Source organism: Pelatocladus sp. BLCC-F211 (assembly GCF_041928655.1).
GTDB lineage: Bacteria > Cyanobacteriota > Cyanobacteriia > Cyanobacteriales > Nostocaceae > Pelatocladus.
The window spans coordinates 1-14,686 of record NZ_JBHFLM010000213.1; the positions used below are offsets into that span (position 1 = coordinate 1).

The window sequence follows — 14,686 nt, forward strand, 5'->3', positions numbered from 1 at the left end:
CGTGGTGATAACACTCCACCTTCTTTGCTTCCACAAGTTACTCCTTGTTCTGATGATTCTGAGTTATTGAAAGCGGCTTAATTTCATTCCTTGATTTTGGGAAATGTTTTTTGTTTTCTTTACACCCCCTGAACGCTTACGGAATAGATTCGGCTTGACTAACAGTAGATGCTTTTTTCCAGAGTGTTTCATTTATTAGGTTAGGACGATTTAGTATCACCACATCTGGCGAGTAAGCTGAATCGTTCTCAGATGGCTTAACAAATGCTGTTTTAGGGACAAAGTAAGGCAGTTTTAAACGTTTATATTCTGTAACTATTTCTCCAACTAAAAATCCAACTACCTCTTCATGATCACCTGTAGGTGGGGGCATCTCAATAATTACTCCATCGTATAATTCATAGCGTCGCTGTGGGTTTTCTGGATACCAAGTAACGAATTCATCAAATGTAACTAGTTTCCGTAAAGCTTGAGTCATGACTTAATTCCTCAACGCAAAAATTAGTATATGCCTGAAAGTATTGAAAGTATCAAAAACTAATCAAAATCTTCATACACCCCTACACCTTTTTTTCTAAAAGCCAAAAACCTTGCTTGCATGTTCCCCTCATCCTTAATTCTGCCAAAATAAAAGTATTGGGTGGACTGGCTGGTGTGTCAACAGTTGTCCCAATACCAAAATGGAAAATTCATGAGAAAGCGCCCCAAAAGCCAATTTTTGTTTTGCGATCGCTGGTTTGATCGACACTGGATAGTCCGCAATATGGAAGCCTTCCAAGATTTAATTGTGGTTATCTTGTGTTTGAGCTTGTTTAGCGTCATGCTGATGCAACTATGGTCGATATTTATGGCCCTCACACAACAACTGGACTATAAACTAGTGACTGCCAAAATATTATTTATCTTAATTTTGGTGGAATTGTTTCGACTGCTGATGATTTACTTACAAGAACACAGCATTGCTGTAGGTGTGGCAGTTGAAGTCACAATTGTATCAGTACTCCGAGAAGTAGTTGTGCATGGAGCTTTGGAAATTTCTTGGATTCAGGGAGCTTCAATTTGTGCCTTATTATTAATTCTTGGTGCATTACTAATAGTGTGTGCCAAAACACCGCATATGGATTGCATTAGTGCTAACACAAAATCTTGCCCAAATGTATATATAGAGAGTAATCAACTACAAAAAGAGCAAGAATTTGACCGATCCGCATCAATCCAAAAAAGGAGATAAGGAGGGGACATATCAATTCAAAATTCCAAATTCAAAATTAAGAACTTTTTGACTTTTGATTTTTGACTTTTGACTTGTTTTATACCCTTCTGGACAGATGAACACCTCTTTGAGGGCTAGTAGAAGTAATTATAGAAAGCCTAAAGGAGGGTGAATCAATGACTCAAACGACAGAAAGACAAGCTCAAAATCCTATCAGCGATCTAGAATACGACTTTTTGACTGTGCTGCACAATAAAGGCGAAGCAATTAAAGCTTACGACACTTATATCCAAGATGCACAACAAGCTGGTTCCCAGCCTTGTGTAGAGTTGTTTCAAAAACTTCGTCAGTCTGACATTGAGCAAGCACAAGAGATCCGCAACCATCTTCAGCAAGTAATGCAAAAAGGTAAGATGTAGGCTTGGTGCTACAAAGCGATCGCTTTCTAAATTTGTAGAAGAAAAAGCGATCGCTATACTTATTCATAACCACAAAAATATCTCTAAACAAGCAAATACAGTATCTTCATTGGCAAAACACGTGGGCTTTCTGCTTGTAATCGTGTAAACTGGCAGACAAACTAAAGCTATGATTACATGCATGGCTCTGGGTTCTCAGCAGATGTGACAATGGAACACTGGCAATTTCTTATACAGAAACAGGGCGATCGCTCTTGGGATTCCCTAAAATCGCCAAGCGTCGAAATCTCGGAAGGTAAGTATAGAGTTGTGGCTCGATCCAACCTTACCAATGTTGACGTGGAAGTACGGGTGACTCACTACTCAAGTTCAGAAATTCCACCAAAGCGCCGTGTTCAAAAGCGATCGCGTCGTACAAATGCTGAAGGCTTAATGGCAGTAATGCCTTTTACTTATCTCCACCCTGGACTTTGGGAGTTACAATGTTCTGGCGATTTAATGTCAAATCTTTTTGGTCAGCCTTGGCAGCATAGTATACAATTGCAAGTCTTGCCCCTGAGAAGAGATGGAGTGATGGGCAGATTGGGAGGTGAGGCAAGTAAGTACAAAGAAATCTCCACAATCGCCCAAACCAGTACGATTGAGAAAGAAGATGCGATTATTAATCAGCCTGTCAGCCCAGTTTGGCTACAAGGCCAGACAGCAGAGCAAATATTACAACAATTAGTAGAGTTAGTTTTACCAGTTTCCGAGCCTTTAGCAGAAGATGAAGTTATAGAGGATTCACCTCCACTAATCCCAGAACTACCACTGCTGCTGAGTTTAGAACAAGAAAACTATATCGCTCGTTGGGGGCAAATTCTCAGCATTGATGGGTGCGTGGAGTTCCCAGAAACATCGACTCTGCAAAAGTTATTGACCGGAGAACTACGGCTTGAGTTGCGATCGCCTCAAAGCCTAGAAATATTAGCCCAAAGACGGGAAACCTTACCAGAAAAGCTACTACCCTTTTCGATTAAATCTTCAATTGCAATCCCCACTGATTGTGAATCGAAACTCATCTTGGGTGAGATTAGTTTGTATGGCACACTCACACTCACCCCAAAGAGTGAAACTACACTGTTAGCTAGCCAATCTTTTACAATCACAGCCGATATTACGCAATTACTCGCAACTAGTACACCAGCAACTGAACCAGAGCCAGCACCAATACCACAAACCGAAGTAACGCCAGAACCATCTTTAAAGCTGGATCTAGAACTTTTTAATATTGTTAAATCTCAAAAAATAGCTCAGTTATCATTTACTGAACCTACTCCCAACATTCTGCCCCCATTAGTTACACGTTCTCATAAATCACCTAATTTTCGTTCGCCACAACTGCCTAAGTTTCCTCAAAAGCAGACTCCTATTGCTGTTTGCGAACCCCGAACCCAAAAAGAGTCTTTGGAAGCAAAAGATTCTGTGAATGTTGAGCAGATAGCAACAATGGATACCAGTGCAATTGTTCTTGCTTCGGCGACTCCCACACAGGTGCAGTCTTTACCTAAAGAAATTTCTTTTGCCATTGTCAAGCGTAGAGCAAGAAAGGACAGTACTTTTCCATTCTTGAGACGAATCAAAAACTTACCAGGCGATCGCGAAAATATTACAAGCGGTGTACCAGAAACATCTGAATCGCGTTTGCTGGAAAACTCTGATCACAGCCATGGCACTGCGGTTGTAGAAGATACACATCAATTAGCAACAACTCTTGATGATTCTTCTAACGACTCTGTAGCAGTAGTTGTGCAACGCCATTCTGAATTGTTAACAGTAGAAACTTCCAACATGTCGCCTCTGATTAGGAAGTGGATGCAGAGTCATGGATACACTTTGCCTGAACCTATCGATGTAGAGTATGAAGATTACGATCTTTGTGTCGCCACTCACCAAGAGATATCCGAACAACAATTTTTGTCCCCCATTGAAGCTGAAACCCCAGAAGTAGAAACCAAAGCAGAAGAACCAGAAGCAGCAGAAGAACAGGAAACTAAAGAACAATTCCCATTACCCCAATCTCCTTTTCTCTCAACCTCTCCATCCTCCCCTCTCCCCCTTCCTCCTCCACCTTCGCCATTTCGTATCCGACAATTCAAAACACCACCAGCTTGGTTAGCTAGAGAAATTGTTGTAGATGACGCTGATGATCAAGAAAAAGTTGGTGATTTATTACAGCAGCAGGAGGAAATTTCTGTGGCGATCGCTCCTACAATCATTGAACCCTTACCAATTCCGCAATTATATGTACCAGAAGGCGAATTAATTTCTGGTAAGTTTGTGAAAGTACGTGTACAGCTAGATTGTGTACATCCTAACGTTGCTATTAAGCTATGGGTTAAAGATTGCCAAACGCGCTGTATACTTGACGGGCCATGTTTACTCACCAGTTTCCTCCCCACAGCTTCCGGATTAGAGGTGATTGATCAAATCTATATTCCTCTGGGTTGTTTAGAAGTTCGTATAGAAGCGATCGCTGTAGATACAACCAACCAACAAGAAAGCCACAAAGCCACTGTTGTCAGAAGCGTGATTCCAGAAGACTTACCAACTCTGCAACTAGATGAACTCCTGGATCTTTAGTAAAGTGAGGGTGTGTAGACGCGTAGCGGCTACTTGCAGAAGTCGCTACGCGCCTACCCGTAAGGGTCGGTGTAAGGGTGTGGAAGAATAACAAATGACAAATGACCAATGACCATTGACCCTCAGCAATGAGTACTAAACATATGTTTACAAATAGCTTTTCTGTGTTAAAAATCTTTAGAAATTACAAATTTAGGCGAAGAATTGCAGTAAGCTCATTTTGAATTGTAGTGTGCTTTAAGAGGAATCTTTACTATGGTGACTTCACTTTTGGCTTCATACCCTGCTTCATTCTTGTCTCCAATTCTTGTTTACAGTATTGGTTGGATTGTGCCAATTGTTGTATTCTCCTTTCTACTGATCTACATCGAGCGCGAAGATATTGCTTAAATTAGTCATTAGTCATTAGTCATTAGTCATTAGTCATTAGTCATTAATCACTGGTTAGAATTAATTAACTTTTGACACAGGACAAATGACAAAAGACACAGGACAAATGACTAAAATAATAAATTAATACCGCCTATCTCTAGGAGATGGGCGGTTTTTTAATGCTGATTTCTAAACAAATTGCTAGAAAATTGCGGCTTTTAGTATTAGGTTCGTGTCAATTTTAGACAGAAGAACCCATTCCAGCGTAGGCTCCATAAAAGAAAATACCTACAACAGTAATCACACCTAATCCTGCGATTGTAGCAACAATCCACAAAGGAATTCTCCCACTTCCAGACACTGTTTTCTCCTCCCTAAACGCAAAATCAACACAGATTAATTATCAGTTATCAGTTATCAGTTATCGGTTATCGGTTATATAACTTCAGATAACTGTTCACTGATTAATTACCAACATATTCCAGTTAGTTGAAGAAGTAACTGGAAAACAGAATCCCTAGAACAAAAACTAGCAGTAGTCCCAGGTACAGTGAAGTCCGGTTAAGTTCAACCGGTTGATTGTTAGGATTGGGGCTTCTTTCCATTGTTTTCTCCTAGCGTTGAATAAACTGCATTGCGGCGATCGCGCCCAAAAAGAAGACTGTTGGCACAGCTAGGGTATGAACGGCCAGCCATCTGACGGTAAAAATTGGGTATTGTATTGGTTGATTATCGGTGGAATTCATAATTGCAAACTACTTCTCAATAAATTGTTCAACTTGTTGTTTTGCTTCATAACGGTTATTCACAATCGGCAATTCTTGCCGTACTTGTGTGTAATACTCGTTGGGGCGAGGTGTGCCAAACACATCGTATGCCAAACCGGTGCTGACAAATAACCAACCTGCTATGAACAATGCTGGAATGGTAATGCTATGAATTACCCAATAGCGAATGCTGGTAATAATATCCGAAAACGGACGTTCTCCAGTAGTTCCTGACATTTAGATTCCTACCTGTCTTTTCAAAGATGTTTTAATGGGTAGACTTCTTGGTTTTACCCAAGTACACTACATCTCATCTGGATGTTTGCCCCCAGACGGGACTACTACACACTCGCCCGATTGGGTTTGTGTCTATGTGGATTTTTTACATGAATTCATTATCCTATAAAGTTAAGAAAGAGTTACATCTTGCAACTTCTTTCTCAGAAATTAAGCAATGAATTCTTAAAGTTTTGTTACATTAAGCGGCATCACTTTTGGCAGCAGTGGCAATATCTGGTTGATACTTTAATAAATAACCGCGATCGCCAATCACAAATCCCTGCTCAGGTGAAAAGAAAACTATTTTGTATAAATTAGCAGGAATTCCTTCCACATCACGATCTTTTTCCCAAGTTTTGCCACCATCAGGACTGTGTAACAAATTACCGCTACCACCACTGAGCCAAACTTCTTCTGGAGTGCGATAAGCCATATCAAGCAAGCCCCAACTTGTAGCTAGTTCAGGATTTTGTGCTTCTTGCCATTTTTCAGCATCAGCAGTTTCGCTAAATTGTACCTGTCCTCCCCGCGCCAGCATCCACAACTGTCCATTTTGGGTAAAACCCATATTTTCTACACGTCGGGAACTATTGCGGTTATGAGGAACCCATGCATTTTGACCGGGTTCCCAAGTAGAGTAGAAATTTCCTTTAGCAGAAACAGCAACATACTTCCCATCGGGGGAACGTTCTATATTCCGCACCACACCAACTGCTTCTTCTACTTGAGCTTTCCAATTTTGACCGCCGTCTGTGGTTTTGTAAATTGCTCCCACATCAGTAGCCATTTCTGCTGAATTTCCTCCTTGGGCAAGAATACTAACTGGATTCCCAGGTAGCTTTTCACTCACAGGAATTCGCAACCACGATTTACCCTCATCAGTACTGTGCAGCAACAAAGAAGGTTCACCAACAATCCATCCTTCTTGACCTGTAAAACTGACAGAGTTAAAGCGGTACTTGCGATCGTCTAATTGCAGTTTAATTGGTTGCCAAGTTTCACCCCCATCTTTGCTTTCCAAAAGAGTAGCGTCACTGCCTACTAAGAAACCATGCTGAGGATTGCCAGTAAAAGCAATATCTAACAATTTGGCATCTGTGTCTACAGAAATTATTTCCCAAGGATTGTAACTTGTAGAGGGAACCTTACTACAACCGACACATACTAGAACAACTGCAAACAGGGCAATTAGTTTTTGCCAAATTTTCATTCTTGAACGCATTTGTATTTATTAGTTTTTTGTAAATTTAGTTTATGGTTACTCAGTCAGGGAAGGCAGCGCCTTGGACAGTTGTCCTGGTTGTCGCAACTGCCCCATCCCATCCTAAGAGCGCGTCCTATTGCAAGCCATAAAGACTGAGGAAAAATAAGACACCAAGAGCCAAAGCCCCAAAAATCAGAATACTCTTCTGAGTAGGGGTTAATTTGTTGACACCGAAACCATAACTGAGGTTTTCTTCAAAACCAGAAGCTTTACCCGCAGGACCGACATTGGCAAAAGCATTCTTCTTGGCACTACAAACTGGACAACGCCAAGTTAGCGGTAATTCTGCGAATGGTGTGTCTGGGGCAATGTCATGTTTTTCGTCCCCTTTGCTGGGTTCGTAGACATAACCGCAGGCGCGACACTCGTAGCGGTCTAAAACCGAATTTTCAACAGCTTGTTCGCTCATGGCTCTGGCATGGGTGAGGGTCAAAGCTTAAATATACGTTAAAAATTATGACATAATTGTTAGGTTTTTCTATAGCAAGCAACAACGAATCAAATATACTCTGAGTCTGTTTTGCAAAACTCAGAAATGCCTAAACTATATAATGTAAAAGAAAGTAACAGGTTATTTCCACCCATAACGGTAGATATTGATTGTGTTTGTCCTTAGCGGTTACGAGTACCTTCTAGGCTTCTTGATGATCTGTAGCTTAGTGCCTGCCTTAGCTCTTGCGGCATCTAAGCTGCTGCGACCCAGTAGTCGCAGCCCAGAACGTCGCACCACCTACGAATCCGGCATGGAACCCATTGGCGGAGCCTGGATTCAGTTCAATATTCGCTATTACATGTTTGCCTTAGTCTTCGTGGTATTTGACGTAGAAACGGTGTTTTTATATCCTTGGGCAGTTGCTTTCCACCGTTTAGGTCTATTGGCATTCATCGAAGCGCTAATCTTTATCGCAATTCTTGTAGTTGCCCTAGTTTATGCATGGCGCAAAGGAGCTTTGGAATGGTCTTAGATGCTAATTTAACAGCCAAAGATTTAGAACAGCAGCAAAAAGAGCGGATTCTCAACCCCATTGGACGTTCGACAGTGACTCATGAACTGTCGGAAAACGTCATTTTAACCACAGTTGATGACCTTTACAACTGGGCGCGTCTTTCTAGTCTTTGGCCTTTGTTGTTTGGTACAGCTTGCTGCTTTATTGAATTTGCAGCATTAATTGGTTCTCGCTTTGACTTCGATCGCTTTGGACTTATTCCCCGTTCTAGTCCCCGACAAGCTGATTTGATTATTACAGCCGGAACAATCACGATGAAGATGGCACCCCAATTGGTGCGTCTTTATGAACAAATGCCAGAACCGAAGTACGTGATTGCGATGGGAGCTTGTACCATTACTGGCGGGATGTTCAGCGTCGATTCTCCTTCAGCAGTACGCGGAGTCGATAAACTGATTCCGGTGGATGTGTACTTACCCGGTTGTCCGCCCCGTCCAGAAGCGATTATTGATGCGATTATTAAATTACGCAAAAAAATCGCCAATGATTCCATGCAAGAGCGGGATGTAATCAAGCAAACCCACCGCTACTACAGTACGACTCACAGCATGAAATCAGTGCCACAAATCCACACTGGTGAGTATTTGCTCAGTGATACTCGTTTTGCACCACCGAAGGAATTGAGCGAAGCGATTGGTATGCCTATACCACCTGCTTTGTTGACAGAGAAGAAGGAGGAGGTAAACCGTGGCTGAAGAATCAAAACCAGTGCCAGCAGAAGAAAAATCTCTAGAAGTAGCAGCAGGTAAAGTTTCCCAGTGGTTAACGGAAAACGGCTTTTCAAATGAACCTTTACAACCTGATGTTAACGGTGTAGAGATCATTAAGGTAGAGGCAGATTTCTTACTGCCAACTTGCACTGCTTTGTATGCCTATGGGTTTAATTATCTTCAGGTTCAAGGCGCGATTGATTTAGGCCCTGGACAGGAATTAGTCAGCTTCTATCACCTGGTTAAAGTTGATGATAATGCTGATCAGCCAGAGGAAGTAAGAGTCAAAGTTTTCCTTCCACGGGAAAATCCGAGAGTACCTTCAGTTTATTGGATTTGGAAAACATCTGACTGGCAAGAGCGCGAATCTTACGATATGTTCGGGATTATTTACGAAGGACATCCGAATTTGAAGCGGATTTTAATGCCGGAAGATTGGGTAGGTTGGCCTTTACGTAAGGATTATGTTTCACCTGATTTTTACGAGTTGCAAGACGCTTATTAGTAGTGAATAGCACCTCATCGTGTTAACCCCCTTCTCCCGATAAGTGGAGAGGGGGGTGGTTTTTTGGAACGCAAAGGGACGCGGAGTGCGATCGCTCAGGTAAGATAAGCGATGATAGGAATATTCAAATGTTATTGGTCAAGGTCTAAGAGAATGTTTGAAAAATATGGATTAAAAAATATAAAATCGCGTTCTATGCAGGTCACTCTAAAAAGTGCAAGGAGTTAGTCTTTTAGATTTTTATTTTTAGAGAGGTGGGGCAACCAAAAAATTACTTTGTAACTTTATATTTTGCAGTAAGTATGCCCCTAAACCTCTGTAAAGATATCTTTGTAGAATAAAACTAGACAGCACCACTGTTTTTGTGAAACAGGATAGTTACTGTTTTTATAATCAGTTTCAAATCGTATAGCAAACTCCAGTTTTTTTGATATTGCAAATCCAGACGAATTACATCCTCAAATTTACGTACGCTAGATCGTCCATTGACTTGCCATTCTCCAGTCATACCCGGTTTTACATCCAAACGTTGCCATTCTGGTACTTCATAACGTTCTACTTCATCGGGTGTAGGTGGTCTTGTACCGACTAGACTCATTTCTCCTTTGAGAACATTCCAAAACTGCGGTAGTTCGTCTAAACTTGTACGCCGCAAAAAGCGTCCTATTTTAGTAATTCTGGGATCATTGTCAATTTTGAAAAATGCCCCTTGTACTTGGTTATGTTTGGCTAATTCAGCCTTTCTGGCTTCAGCATCAACATACATGGAGCGAAATTTCCAAATGCGAAACCGTTTACCCATCCAACCACAACGAATTTGACTAAAGAAAATGGGGCCGGGATCGTCAATTGCGATCGCAATAGCAATAGGAATAAACAAAACTCCTATAATGACTAAACCTACCAATGCTCCAACAATATCGATGATCCGTTTCATCCAAGAACGGACAGAAGGATGTGTTGTCGGTAGCTGTTCTTCAAGTTGGTTCTTAGAGGGTACTGGAAGTGAGTTACTAGACTCAATGGGAAAAACCTTTTCCAGTCCTGTCAGGTTGAGTACAGCCATGACTTGGGGAGTTACATTCCGCAGTATAAATTCTATCCCTTGATCTTGAGCGATTTTAAAATTATTTACCAAAGCACCTAAACCACTACTATCCATAAAAGTAGTTTGCTGAAAGTCAATAATGATTTTCTGCGGAATTGGTTGTGTTTTAGTGATATTTTGGCAAGTTTGCTTAAAGGCTACCGCCTCTAGCACGCTTAATCGCTCTGATACCTGCACTATTGCCGTGTCATGTAAGAACATCACTGGAAAATCTACCTCTTGGGGTTGGCTAATCATGAAACCCTGCACCTTCATTGCCATGTTAGTCAATGTAATATGCCAAATATTACTTAGTTTTAGTGAATCACTTAAACTGATATGCGATCAGTTCAAATCATAACTAATCGCCAGTAGTCCGCTACCCAGGTTATGAACGGATTGAAAATGAGAAAAGATCAAAGGATAGTACCCCTTTACTTTTGCTCCACCCGTGAAAGTGTCTTTTCCGGAAGGCTAGTTACTGGAGTTGAAATTGGAGACTGCCAGTAAAGTTCACAATAGAACTATAACTTCAGAAACATTCCTACTTTTATGCCGAAAGGGCGCATACGCCTTTTGATTATCAAATGACTACTAAAATTGGTATTACACCCACAGCACGCCTGGTAGAAGTCTTTTCCGCTATTCAAGGGGAAGGACTGAATGTCGGGACACGTCAGATTTTTATTCGCTTTGCTCTTTGTGATTTGCGCTGTCAATTCTGTGATAGCGCTCATACATGGAATGCACCCACTACCTGTAGGATAGAGCGATCGCCAGGAAGACGCGATTTTGAAATTTACTCAAACCCTGTCTCTTTACCTATCTTACTCGAATGGATCGAGCGGCAAAATATACCTTCTTTACACGATAGCATTAGCTTGACTGGTGGCGAACCTCTACTTCATGCTGGGTTTTTAGTGGAGTTTTTACCACAGATACGTGCAATTACTGCTTTGCCTATATATTTAGAGACTGGAGGACACCGTCCAGAACAGTTGGCAATGATTTTGCCCTATTTAGACTCTGTAGGTATGGATTTGAAATTACCCAGTACTAGTGGTGAAAATCGTTGGCAAGAACACAGCAAATTTCTCCAACTTTGTTATGAATCACAAGTAGAAGTTTTTGTCAAAATAATCATTTCTGACGAAACCAACCCTGCTGAATTAGAGCGTTCAGCTTTACTTGTGGCACAGGTCAGTCCATCGATCCCAATATTTTTACAACCTGTTACTCCTTTGCCTGCTTCTAAACAATTCACTGAAAATCCTGTGCTTGCCCCTTCTCCAGAACAGGTATTGATGTGGCAAGCTTTGATCAAGCGCTTCGTTAAGCAGGTGCGGGTAATACCTCAAACACATAAGATGCTGAATCAGCTTTAGATTTAATAATTTAGTGGTTATTAGTTATTTACTACTGACCACTATCTACTAACTAGCAATGTTCTTTTATAAAGATAAATGCAAGAATTAAGTAAAATTTGTGAATTTTTGATATAAAAAATGTACTTAGTTTGACAGTTAACCTAGTCTTAATACGGTATCTTAATTCTTAAACCAGTGGGGTTCTCACGCTCCCGCTATATTTTGATAGAATCAAGGCGTTTACGCAACTGACTGCTAAAGAAATCTATGATAGTGACGACTATCAACAACACCAACATCATGGTTGTTGCTTTGTTATATTCAAAGCCATCTATATAACTTTTCAACTGAAAGCCAATACCACCTGCTCCAACTACACCCAACACAGAAGCAGCGCGGATATTGTACTCAAACATCCACAGTGTATATCCTAAGCCCAAAGGCAAGACTTGGGGTAAAATGCCATATTGCGCTGTTTGTAATCTTGATGCTCCCGTAACTTGCAAAAATTCTATAGAACGAGAGTCTACTGCTTCGATCGCTTGTTGGTAAAACTTGGCAAGGTAGCCAATCGTATAGATGCTTAAAGCCAAAGTACCAGCAGGGGCACCCAGCCCAGTTGCTGCGACAAAAATTAAACCCAGAATAATCGAAGGAACCGAACGCACTATATTTTGTAAAAGATTAGCCAACCATTGTAACCAAACAGGGGCAACATTACGGGCGCTAGCAATAGCAATTGGTAGAGAAAGAATTGCTCCTAAAGTTGTTCCCCACAAAGACATTTGTATTGTTTCAACTAATGCTTGAATAGCAATATCTAAAACAGCCGGCTCTGGTGGAAATAATCTAGAAATAAAATCACTTATGTAGGGCCAACTATTCTTGAGAAGTTCAAAATCTACCTTCAGACCCTGCAAAGCCCAAGCGTAAATGGCTAATATCAGGCACAATATCAGTAGGCGACTTAGCCAAGCAAAACGCTGACAAAAACTTACAAAATACTTCATTTTTATACAACTCAGTCACCAAAGACTAATCTAAGCGAACATGATATTAATTCTGATTAATTCTTTTTTCTTCTACTTTTTAATCACAGAAAACTGGGCTTGCAAATTTTCACAATGGCCGTCATAAACAACACGTCCATTATCTAAGACGATCGCTCGTTGAGCATATTCTGCTGCTATACCCAAATCGTGCAGAACTGTGACAATGGTTATGCCTTGCTGAGAATGTAATTGAGATAAAGTATCCATCACCTGTTTACAGGCCATGACATCCAAACCTGTAATCGGTTCATCGGCTAAAAGAATTTGGGGAGATTGAATTAAAGCACGAGCGATCGCTACCCGTTGTTGCTGTCCACCACTGAGTAAACTCGTTTTTTGATCAGCTTGTCCTTTCAAACCCAATTGTTCTAATATCTCTAACGCTTGACGGCGATCGCGTTTAGGAAAACCAAACAGGGTTTGCCAAGTTGTACGTGTACCTAGTTTCCCACACAAAACATTATCAATTGCCGGAAGTTGGGGAATTAATCCTCCACCTTGAAATAACATCCCGATGTCTCGCCTAATTTGCGTTAAAGTACGAGGATTCATCGGCACACCATTAATATTGATACTTCCTTGCTCTAAGGGTACTAGTCCAACAAGCGATCGCAGTAGCGTAGATTTACCCGCACCATTGAGTCCTAGCAAAGCTACAAACTCACCATGATGAATTTGGCAACTAATCCCATTCAAAATGGGGCGCTGTAAAGATGGTGAGTATGCTGTTTTTAGATTGTGACACTCAATAGCGGGATGCATAGGGATGTGTGCAAAGACAAGGAGGACAAAACAAGTCAAAAGTCATAGACGCGCAAGCGGCTTCCCGTTCGACAAAGTCGTTCCCGCAGGGTAGGGTAAGTCAAAAGTCAAAATTAAGAATTTTTGATTTGTTGCCCAATGACGAATGACAAATGACAAATGACCGTTAACTCTTTACGGCTGAATTCCTGCTAGTTGCAGGGCATTGCGTAAAGGTGCTAGATGTTGGTTATGGTCAACTTTGACCAATTCTGTAGAGTTATATAAGTTACGCAGCAATTGGTTATTTTGTGACTGATTCAACAGCAGCATAGCGTTGATAATTTTGTCGCGTGTAGGGGTGGGAACGTCATCATCAATAGCAACGCCGTGAGCAGGAACACCAGAGATTTTGTGGAGAATTCGCACTTGATTCTTTTCTGCTTCCGTAATGTACGGAGGATTAAGTGCATATTCTGACACAGCTGCTACATCTGCTTGACCACGTAACACAGCTTGTATGGCTTTGCCGTAATTGCCACCATAGGCAACTTGTCCAAAGAAATTATTCAAGCGATCGCGGTTTTCTACAAGCCCTTGTTTCACAAGTTCACCAGTGGGGAAAATAAACCCAGATCCAGAAGTGGGAGAGGTGAAAGCTATTCTTTTGCCGCGCAATTGTGACAAAGTGGCTTTAGCTGTGGACTGGGTTTTAAAAGGGCTATTTTTGGGAACAACAAATACTGAGTTATACGTGTATTTACCTGAATAAGTGGGGCGAACTTCAGCTAAATACAAACGAGCATTTGCCAATTGTTCAGCTTTCAACGCCGGACGGCTACTCAAGAAAGCGATATCAGCACGGTTAGCTCTTAAGGCTTCCACTGCTGCGGTGTCGTCACCAATCTGTGCTTTGACTGGAACTCCTAACTGTTTAGACAAAAATGTAGCTACAGCATTGGCTTTATTTTGCAAATCTGTAGAGTCAGAACGACTAGGAAAGATTACTACTAATTCATTTGTCTTTCCTTGGGCGAGTAAGGTTTGCTCTTTTTGATTGGGAATGAGATGAGCGATCGCCGACCTGTCTCCTAATGTACTGGCAAGCAAACCCGTAAGGGCTACATATGCCACACTTACACCCAGCACACCCTGTTTTGTGACTCTCATTTGTCTTTCTCCATTGGGAATTATTATCAGTATTTATGCGAATTTATTGCAATTGTTTTTCTTAAGACTTTAGAGTTTTGAGGAATCAAAGTCAAGATGAATTGTGTAAAT

Annotated in this window: 18 protein-coding genes and 1 pseudogene; 8 read left to right on the forward strand and 11 right to left on the reverse strand. The window is 41.2% G+C overall.

Annotated elements, in window-relative coordinates; translation table 11 throughout:
- Window positions 1-139 precede the first annotated feature (139 nt).
- Window positions 140-478: pseudogene (locus tag ACE1AT_RS25555) on the reverse strand (Uma2 family endonuclease); the annotation flags it as partial.
- 213 nt (window positions 479-691) lie between these two features.
- Between ACE1AT_RS25555 and ACE1AT_RS25560 the strand changes: the two are divergent.
- The 4 genes from ACE1AT_RS25560 to ACE1AT_RS25575 all read left to right on the forward strand — a co-directional run bounded on the left by ACE1AT_RS25560 (window position 692) and on the right by ACE1AT_RS25575 (window position 4,644).
- Window positions 692-1,231 (forward strand): phosphate-starvation-inducible PsiE family protein, encoded by a 540-nt coding sequence (locus tag ACE1AT_RS25560; RefSeq protein ID WP_374873523.1) that lies wholly within the window; start codon window positions 692-694, stop codon window positions 1,229-1,231.
- 158 nt (window positions 1,232-1,389) lie between these two features.
- On the forward strand, window positions 1,390-1,632 hold the full coding sequence (locus ACE1AT_RS25565; protein ID WP_374873525.1) for a hypothetical protein: 243 nt from the start codon (window positions 1,390-1,392) through the stop codon (window positions 1,630-1,632).
- A 210-nt stretch (window positions 1,633-1,842) separates the two neighbouring features.
- Complete coding sequence (locus ACE1AT_RS25570) at window positions 1,843-4,254, forward strand: hypothetical protein (RefSeq protein WP_374873527.1); 2,412 nt, start codon at window positions 1,843-1,845, stop codon at window positions 4,252-4,254.
- Window positions 4,255-4,509: 255 nt separating this feature from the next.
- The gene (locus ACE1AT_RS25575) at window positions 4,510-4,644 is read left to right on the forward strand and encodes a photosystem I reaction center subunit VIII (protein WP_071524776.1); all 135 of its coding nucleotides are present in this window, start codon (window positions 4,510-4,512) and stop codon (window positions 4,642-4,644) included.
- Window positions 4,645-4,867: 223 nt separating this feature from the next.
- On the opposite strand, the gene ACE1AT_RS25580 is transcribed toward ACE1AT_RS25575, so the two are convergent.
- The 6 genes from ACE1AT_RS25580 to ACE1AT_RS25605 all read right to left on the reverse strand — a co-directional run bounded on the left by ACE1AT_RS25580 (window position 4,868) and on the right by ACE1AT_RS25605 (window position 7,345).
- The gene (locus tag ACE1AT_RS25580; RefSeq protein ID WP_026720600.1) at window positions 4,868-4,987 is read right to left on the reverse strand and encodes a photosystem II reaction center protein J; all 120 of its coding nucleotides are present in this window, start codon (window positions 4,985-4,987) and stop codon (window positions 4,868-4,870) included.
- Window positions 4,988-5,111: 124 nt separating this feature from the next.
- Complete coding sequence (locus ACE1AT_RS25585; RefSeq protein WP_015209609.1) at window positions 5,112-5,231, reverse strand: photosystem II reaction center protein L; 120 nt, start codon at window positions 5,229-5,231, stop codon at window positions 5,112-5,114.
- A 9-nt stretch (window positions 5,232-5,240) separates the two neighbouring features.
- Window positions 5,241-5,372, reverse strand: coding sequence for a cytochrome b559 subunit beta (gene psbF, locus ACE1AT_RS25590; protein WP_196797829.1), 132 nt, complete (start codon window positions 5,370-5,372; stop codon window positions 5,241-5,243).
- 9 nt (window positions 5,373-5,381) lie between these two features.
- Window positions 5,382-5,630: a cytochrome b559 subunit alpha gene (gene psbE, locus ACE1AT_RS25595; RefSeq protein ID WP_374873531.1), complete on the reverse strand. Its 249-nt coding sequence runs from the start codon at window positions 5,628-5,630 to the stop codon at window positions 5,382-5,384.
- Between the two features lie 241 nt (window positions 5,631-5,871).
- Window positions 5,872-6,882, reverse strand: a complete 1,011-nt coding sequence (locus tag ACE1AT_RS25600) for a photosynthesis system II assembly factor Ycf48 (RefSeq protein ID WP_374873532.1) — start codon at window positions 6,880-6,882, stop codon at window positions 5,872-5,874.
- Window positions 6,883-7,009: 127 nt separating this feature from the next.
- Window positions 7,010-7,345: a rubredoxin gene (locus tag ACE1AT_RS25605; RefSeq protein WP_374873534.1), complete on the reverse strand. Its 336-nt coding sequence runs from the start codon at window positions 7,343-7,345 to the stop codon at window positions 7,010-7,012.
- Window positions 7,346-7,538: 193 nt separating this feature from the next.
- On the opposite strand from ACE1AT_RS25605, the gene ndhC reads away from it, so the two are divergent.
- The 3 genes from ndhC to ACE1AT_RS25620 are packed head-to-tail and all read left to right on the forward strand — an operon-like array spanning window position 7,539 to window position 9,158.
- On the forward strand, window positions 7,539-7,901 hold the full coding sequence (gene ndhC, locus ACE1AT_RS25610) for a photosynthetic/respiratory NAD(P)H-quinone oxidoreductase subunit C (protein ID WP_026086894.1): 363 nt from the start codon (window positions 7,539-7,541) through the stop codon (window positions 7,899-7,901).
- Window positions 7,892-8,638: an NADH dehydrogenase subunit K gene (locus ACE1AT_RS25615; protein WP_374873537.1), complete on the forward strand. Its 747-nt coding sequence runs from the start codon at window positions 7,892-7,894 to the stop codon at window positions 8,636-8,638. Before ndhC ends, ACE1AT_RS25615 begins: the two co-directional genes overlap by 10 nt.
- Entirely contained in the window at window positions 8,631-9,158 is a 528-nt protein-coding gene (locus ACE1AT_RS25620; RefSeq protein WP_374873539.1) for an NAD(P)H-quinone oxidoreductase subunit J, read from the forward strand. Before ACE1AT_RS25615 ends, ACE1AT_RS25620 begins: the two co-directional genes overlap by 8 nt.
- Window positions 9,159-9,501: 343 nt before the next feature.
- On the opposite strand, the gene ACE1AT_RS25625 is transcribed toward ACE1AT_RS25620, so the two are convergent.
- Window positions 9,502-10,527 carry an anti-sigma factor antagonist gene (locus ACE1AT_RS25625; RefSeq protein ID WP_374873594.1) on the reverse strand — a complete coding sequence of 342 codons (1,026 nt, stop codon included), beginning with the start codon at window positions 10,525-10,527 and terminating at the stop codon, window positions 9,502-9,504.
- Window positions 10,528-10,832: 305 nt separating this feature from the next.
- Here ACE1AT_RS25625 and ACE1AT_RS25630 point away from each other — a divergent pair, with 305 nt between their 5' ends.
- Complete coding sequence (locus tag ACE1AT_RS25630; RefSeq protein ID WP_374873541.1) at window positions 10,833-11,630, forward strand: 7-carboxy-7-deazaguanine synthase QueE; 798 nt, start codon at window positions 10,833-10,835, stop codon at window positions 11,628-11,630.
- A gap of 197 nt (window positions 11,631-11,827) precedes the next feature.
- Here ACE1AT_RS25630 and phnE read toward each other — a convergent pair whose 3' ends face one another.
- The 3 genes from phnE to ACE1AT_RS25645 all read right to left on the reverse strand — a co-directional run bounded on the left by phnE (window position 11,828) and on the right by ACE1AT_RS25645 (window position 14,575).
- Window positions 11,828-12,622, reverse strand: a complete 795-nt coding sequence (gene phnE, locus ACE1AT_RS25635; RefSeq protein WP_374873543.1) for a phosphonate ABC transporter, permease protein PhnE — start codon at window positions 12,620-12,622, stop codon at window positions 11,828-11,830.
- Between the two features lie 72 nt (window positions 12,623-12,694).
- Window positions 12,695-13,426: a phosphonate ABC transporter ATP-binding protein gene (locus ACE1AT_RS25640; RefSeq protein ID WP_374873545.1), complete on the reverse strand. Its 732-nt coding sequence runs from the start codon at window positions 13,424-13,426 to the stop codon at window positions 12,695-12,697.
- 174 nt (window positions 13,427-13,600) lie between these two features.
- Window positions 13,601-14,575, reverse strand: coding sequence for a phosphate/phosphite/phosphonate ABC transporter substrate-binding protein (locus ACE1AT_RS25645; protein WP_374873547.1), 975 nt, complete (start codon window positions 14,573-14,575; stop codon window positions 13,601-13,603).
- Between the last annotated feature and the right edge of the window lie 111 nt (window positions 14,576-14,686).

Bases quoted from the DNA above. Each gene is read 5' to 3' on its own strand.
- ACE1AT_RS25560 (WP_374873523.1), top strand. From the start codon at position 692: ATGAGAAAGCGCCCCAAAAGCCAATTTTTGTTTTGCGATCGCTGGTTT.
- ACE1AT_RS25565 (WP_374873525.1), top strand. From the start codon at position 1,390: ATGACTCAAACGACAGAAAGACAAGCTCAAAATCCTATCAGCGATCTA.
- ACE1AT_RS25570 (WP_374873527.1), top strand. From the start codon at position 1,843: ATGGAACACTGGCAATTTCTTATACAGAAACAGGGCGATCGCTCTTGG.
- ACE1AT_RS25575 (WP_071524776.1), top strand. From the start codon at position 4,510: ATGGTGACTTCACTTTTGGCTTCATACCCTGCTTCATTCTTGTCTCCA.
- ACE1AT_RS25585 (WP_015209609.1), bottom strand. From the start codon at position 5,231: ATGGAAAGAAGCCCCAATCCTAACAATCAACCGGTTGAACTTAACCGG.
- psbF (WP_196797829.1), bottom strand. From the start codon at position 5,372: ATGAATTCCACCGATAATCAACCAATACAATACCCAATTTTTACCGTC.
- psbE (WP_374873531.1), bottom strand. From the start codon at position 5,630: ATGTCAGGAACTACTGGAGAACGTCCGTTTTCGGATATTATTACCAGC.
- ACE1AT_RS25600 (WP_374873532.1), bottom strand. From the start codon at position 6,882: ATGAAAATTTGGCAAAAACTAATTGCCCTGTTTGCAGTTGTTCTAGTA.
- ACE1AT_RS25605 (WP_374873534.1), bottom strand. From the start codon at position 7,345: ATGAGCGAACAAGCTGTTGAAAATTCGGTTTTAGACCGCTACGAGTGT.
- ACE1AT_RS25615 (WP_374873537.1), top strand. From the start codon at position 7,892: ATGGTCTTAGATGCTAATTTAACAGCCAAAGATTTAGAACAGCAGCAA.
- ACE1AT_RS25625 (WP_374873594.1), bottom strand. From the start codon at position 10,527: ATGGCAATGAAGGTGCAGGGTTTCATGATTAGCCAACCCCAAGAGGTA.
- ACE1AT_RS25630 (WP_374873541.1), top strand. From the start codon at position 10,833: ATGACTACTAAAATTGGTATTACACCCACAGCACGCCTGGTAGAAGTC.
- phnE (WP_374873543.1), bottom strand. From the start codon at position 12,622: ATGAAGTATTTTGTAAGTTTTTGTCAGCGTTTTGCTTGGCTAAGTCGC.
- ACE1AT_RS25640 (WP_374873545.1), bottom strand. From the start codon at position 13,426: ATGCATCCCGCTATTGAGTGTCACAATCTAAAAACAGCATACTCACCA.
- ACE1AT_RS25645 (WP_374873547.1), bottom strand. From the start codon at position 14,575: ATGAGAGTCACAAAACAGGGTGTGCTGGGTGTAAGTGTGGCATATGTA.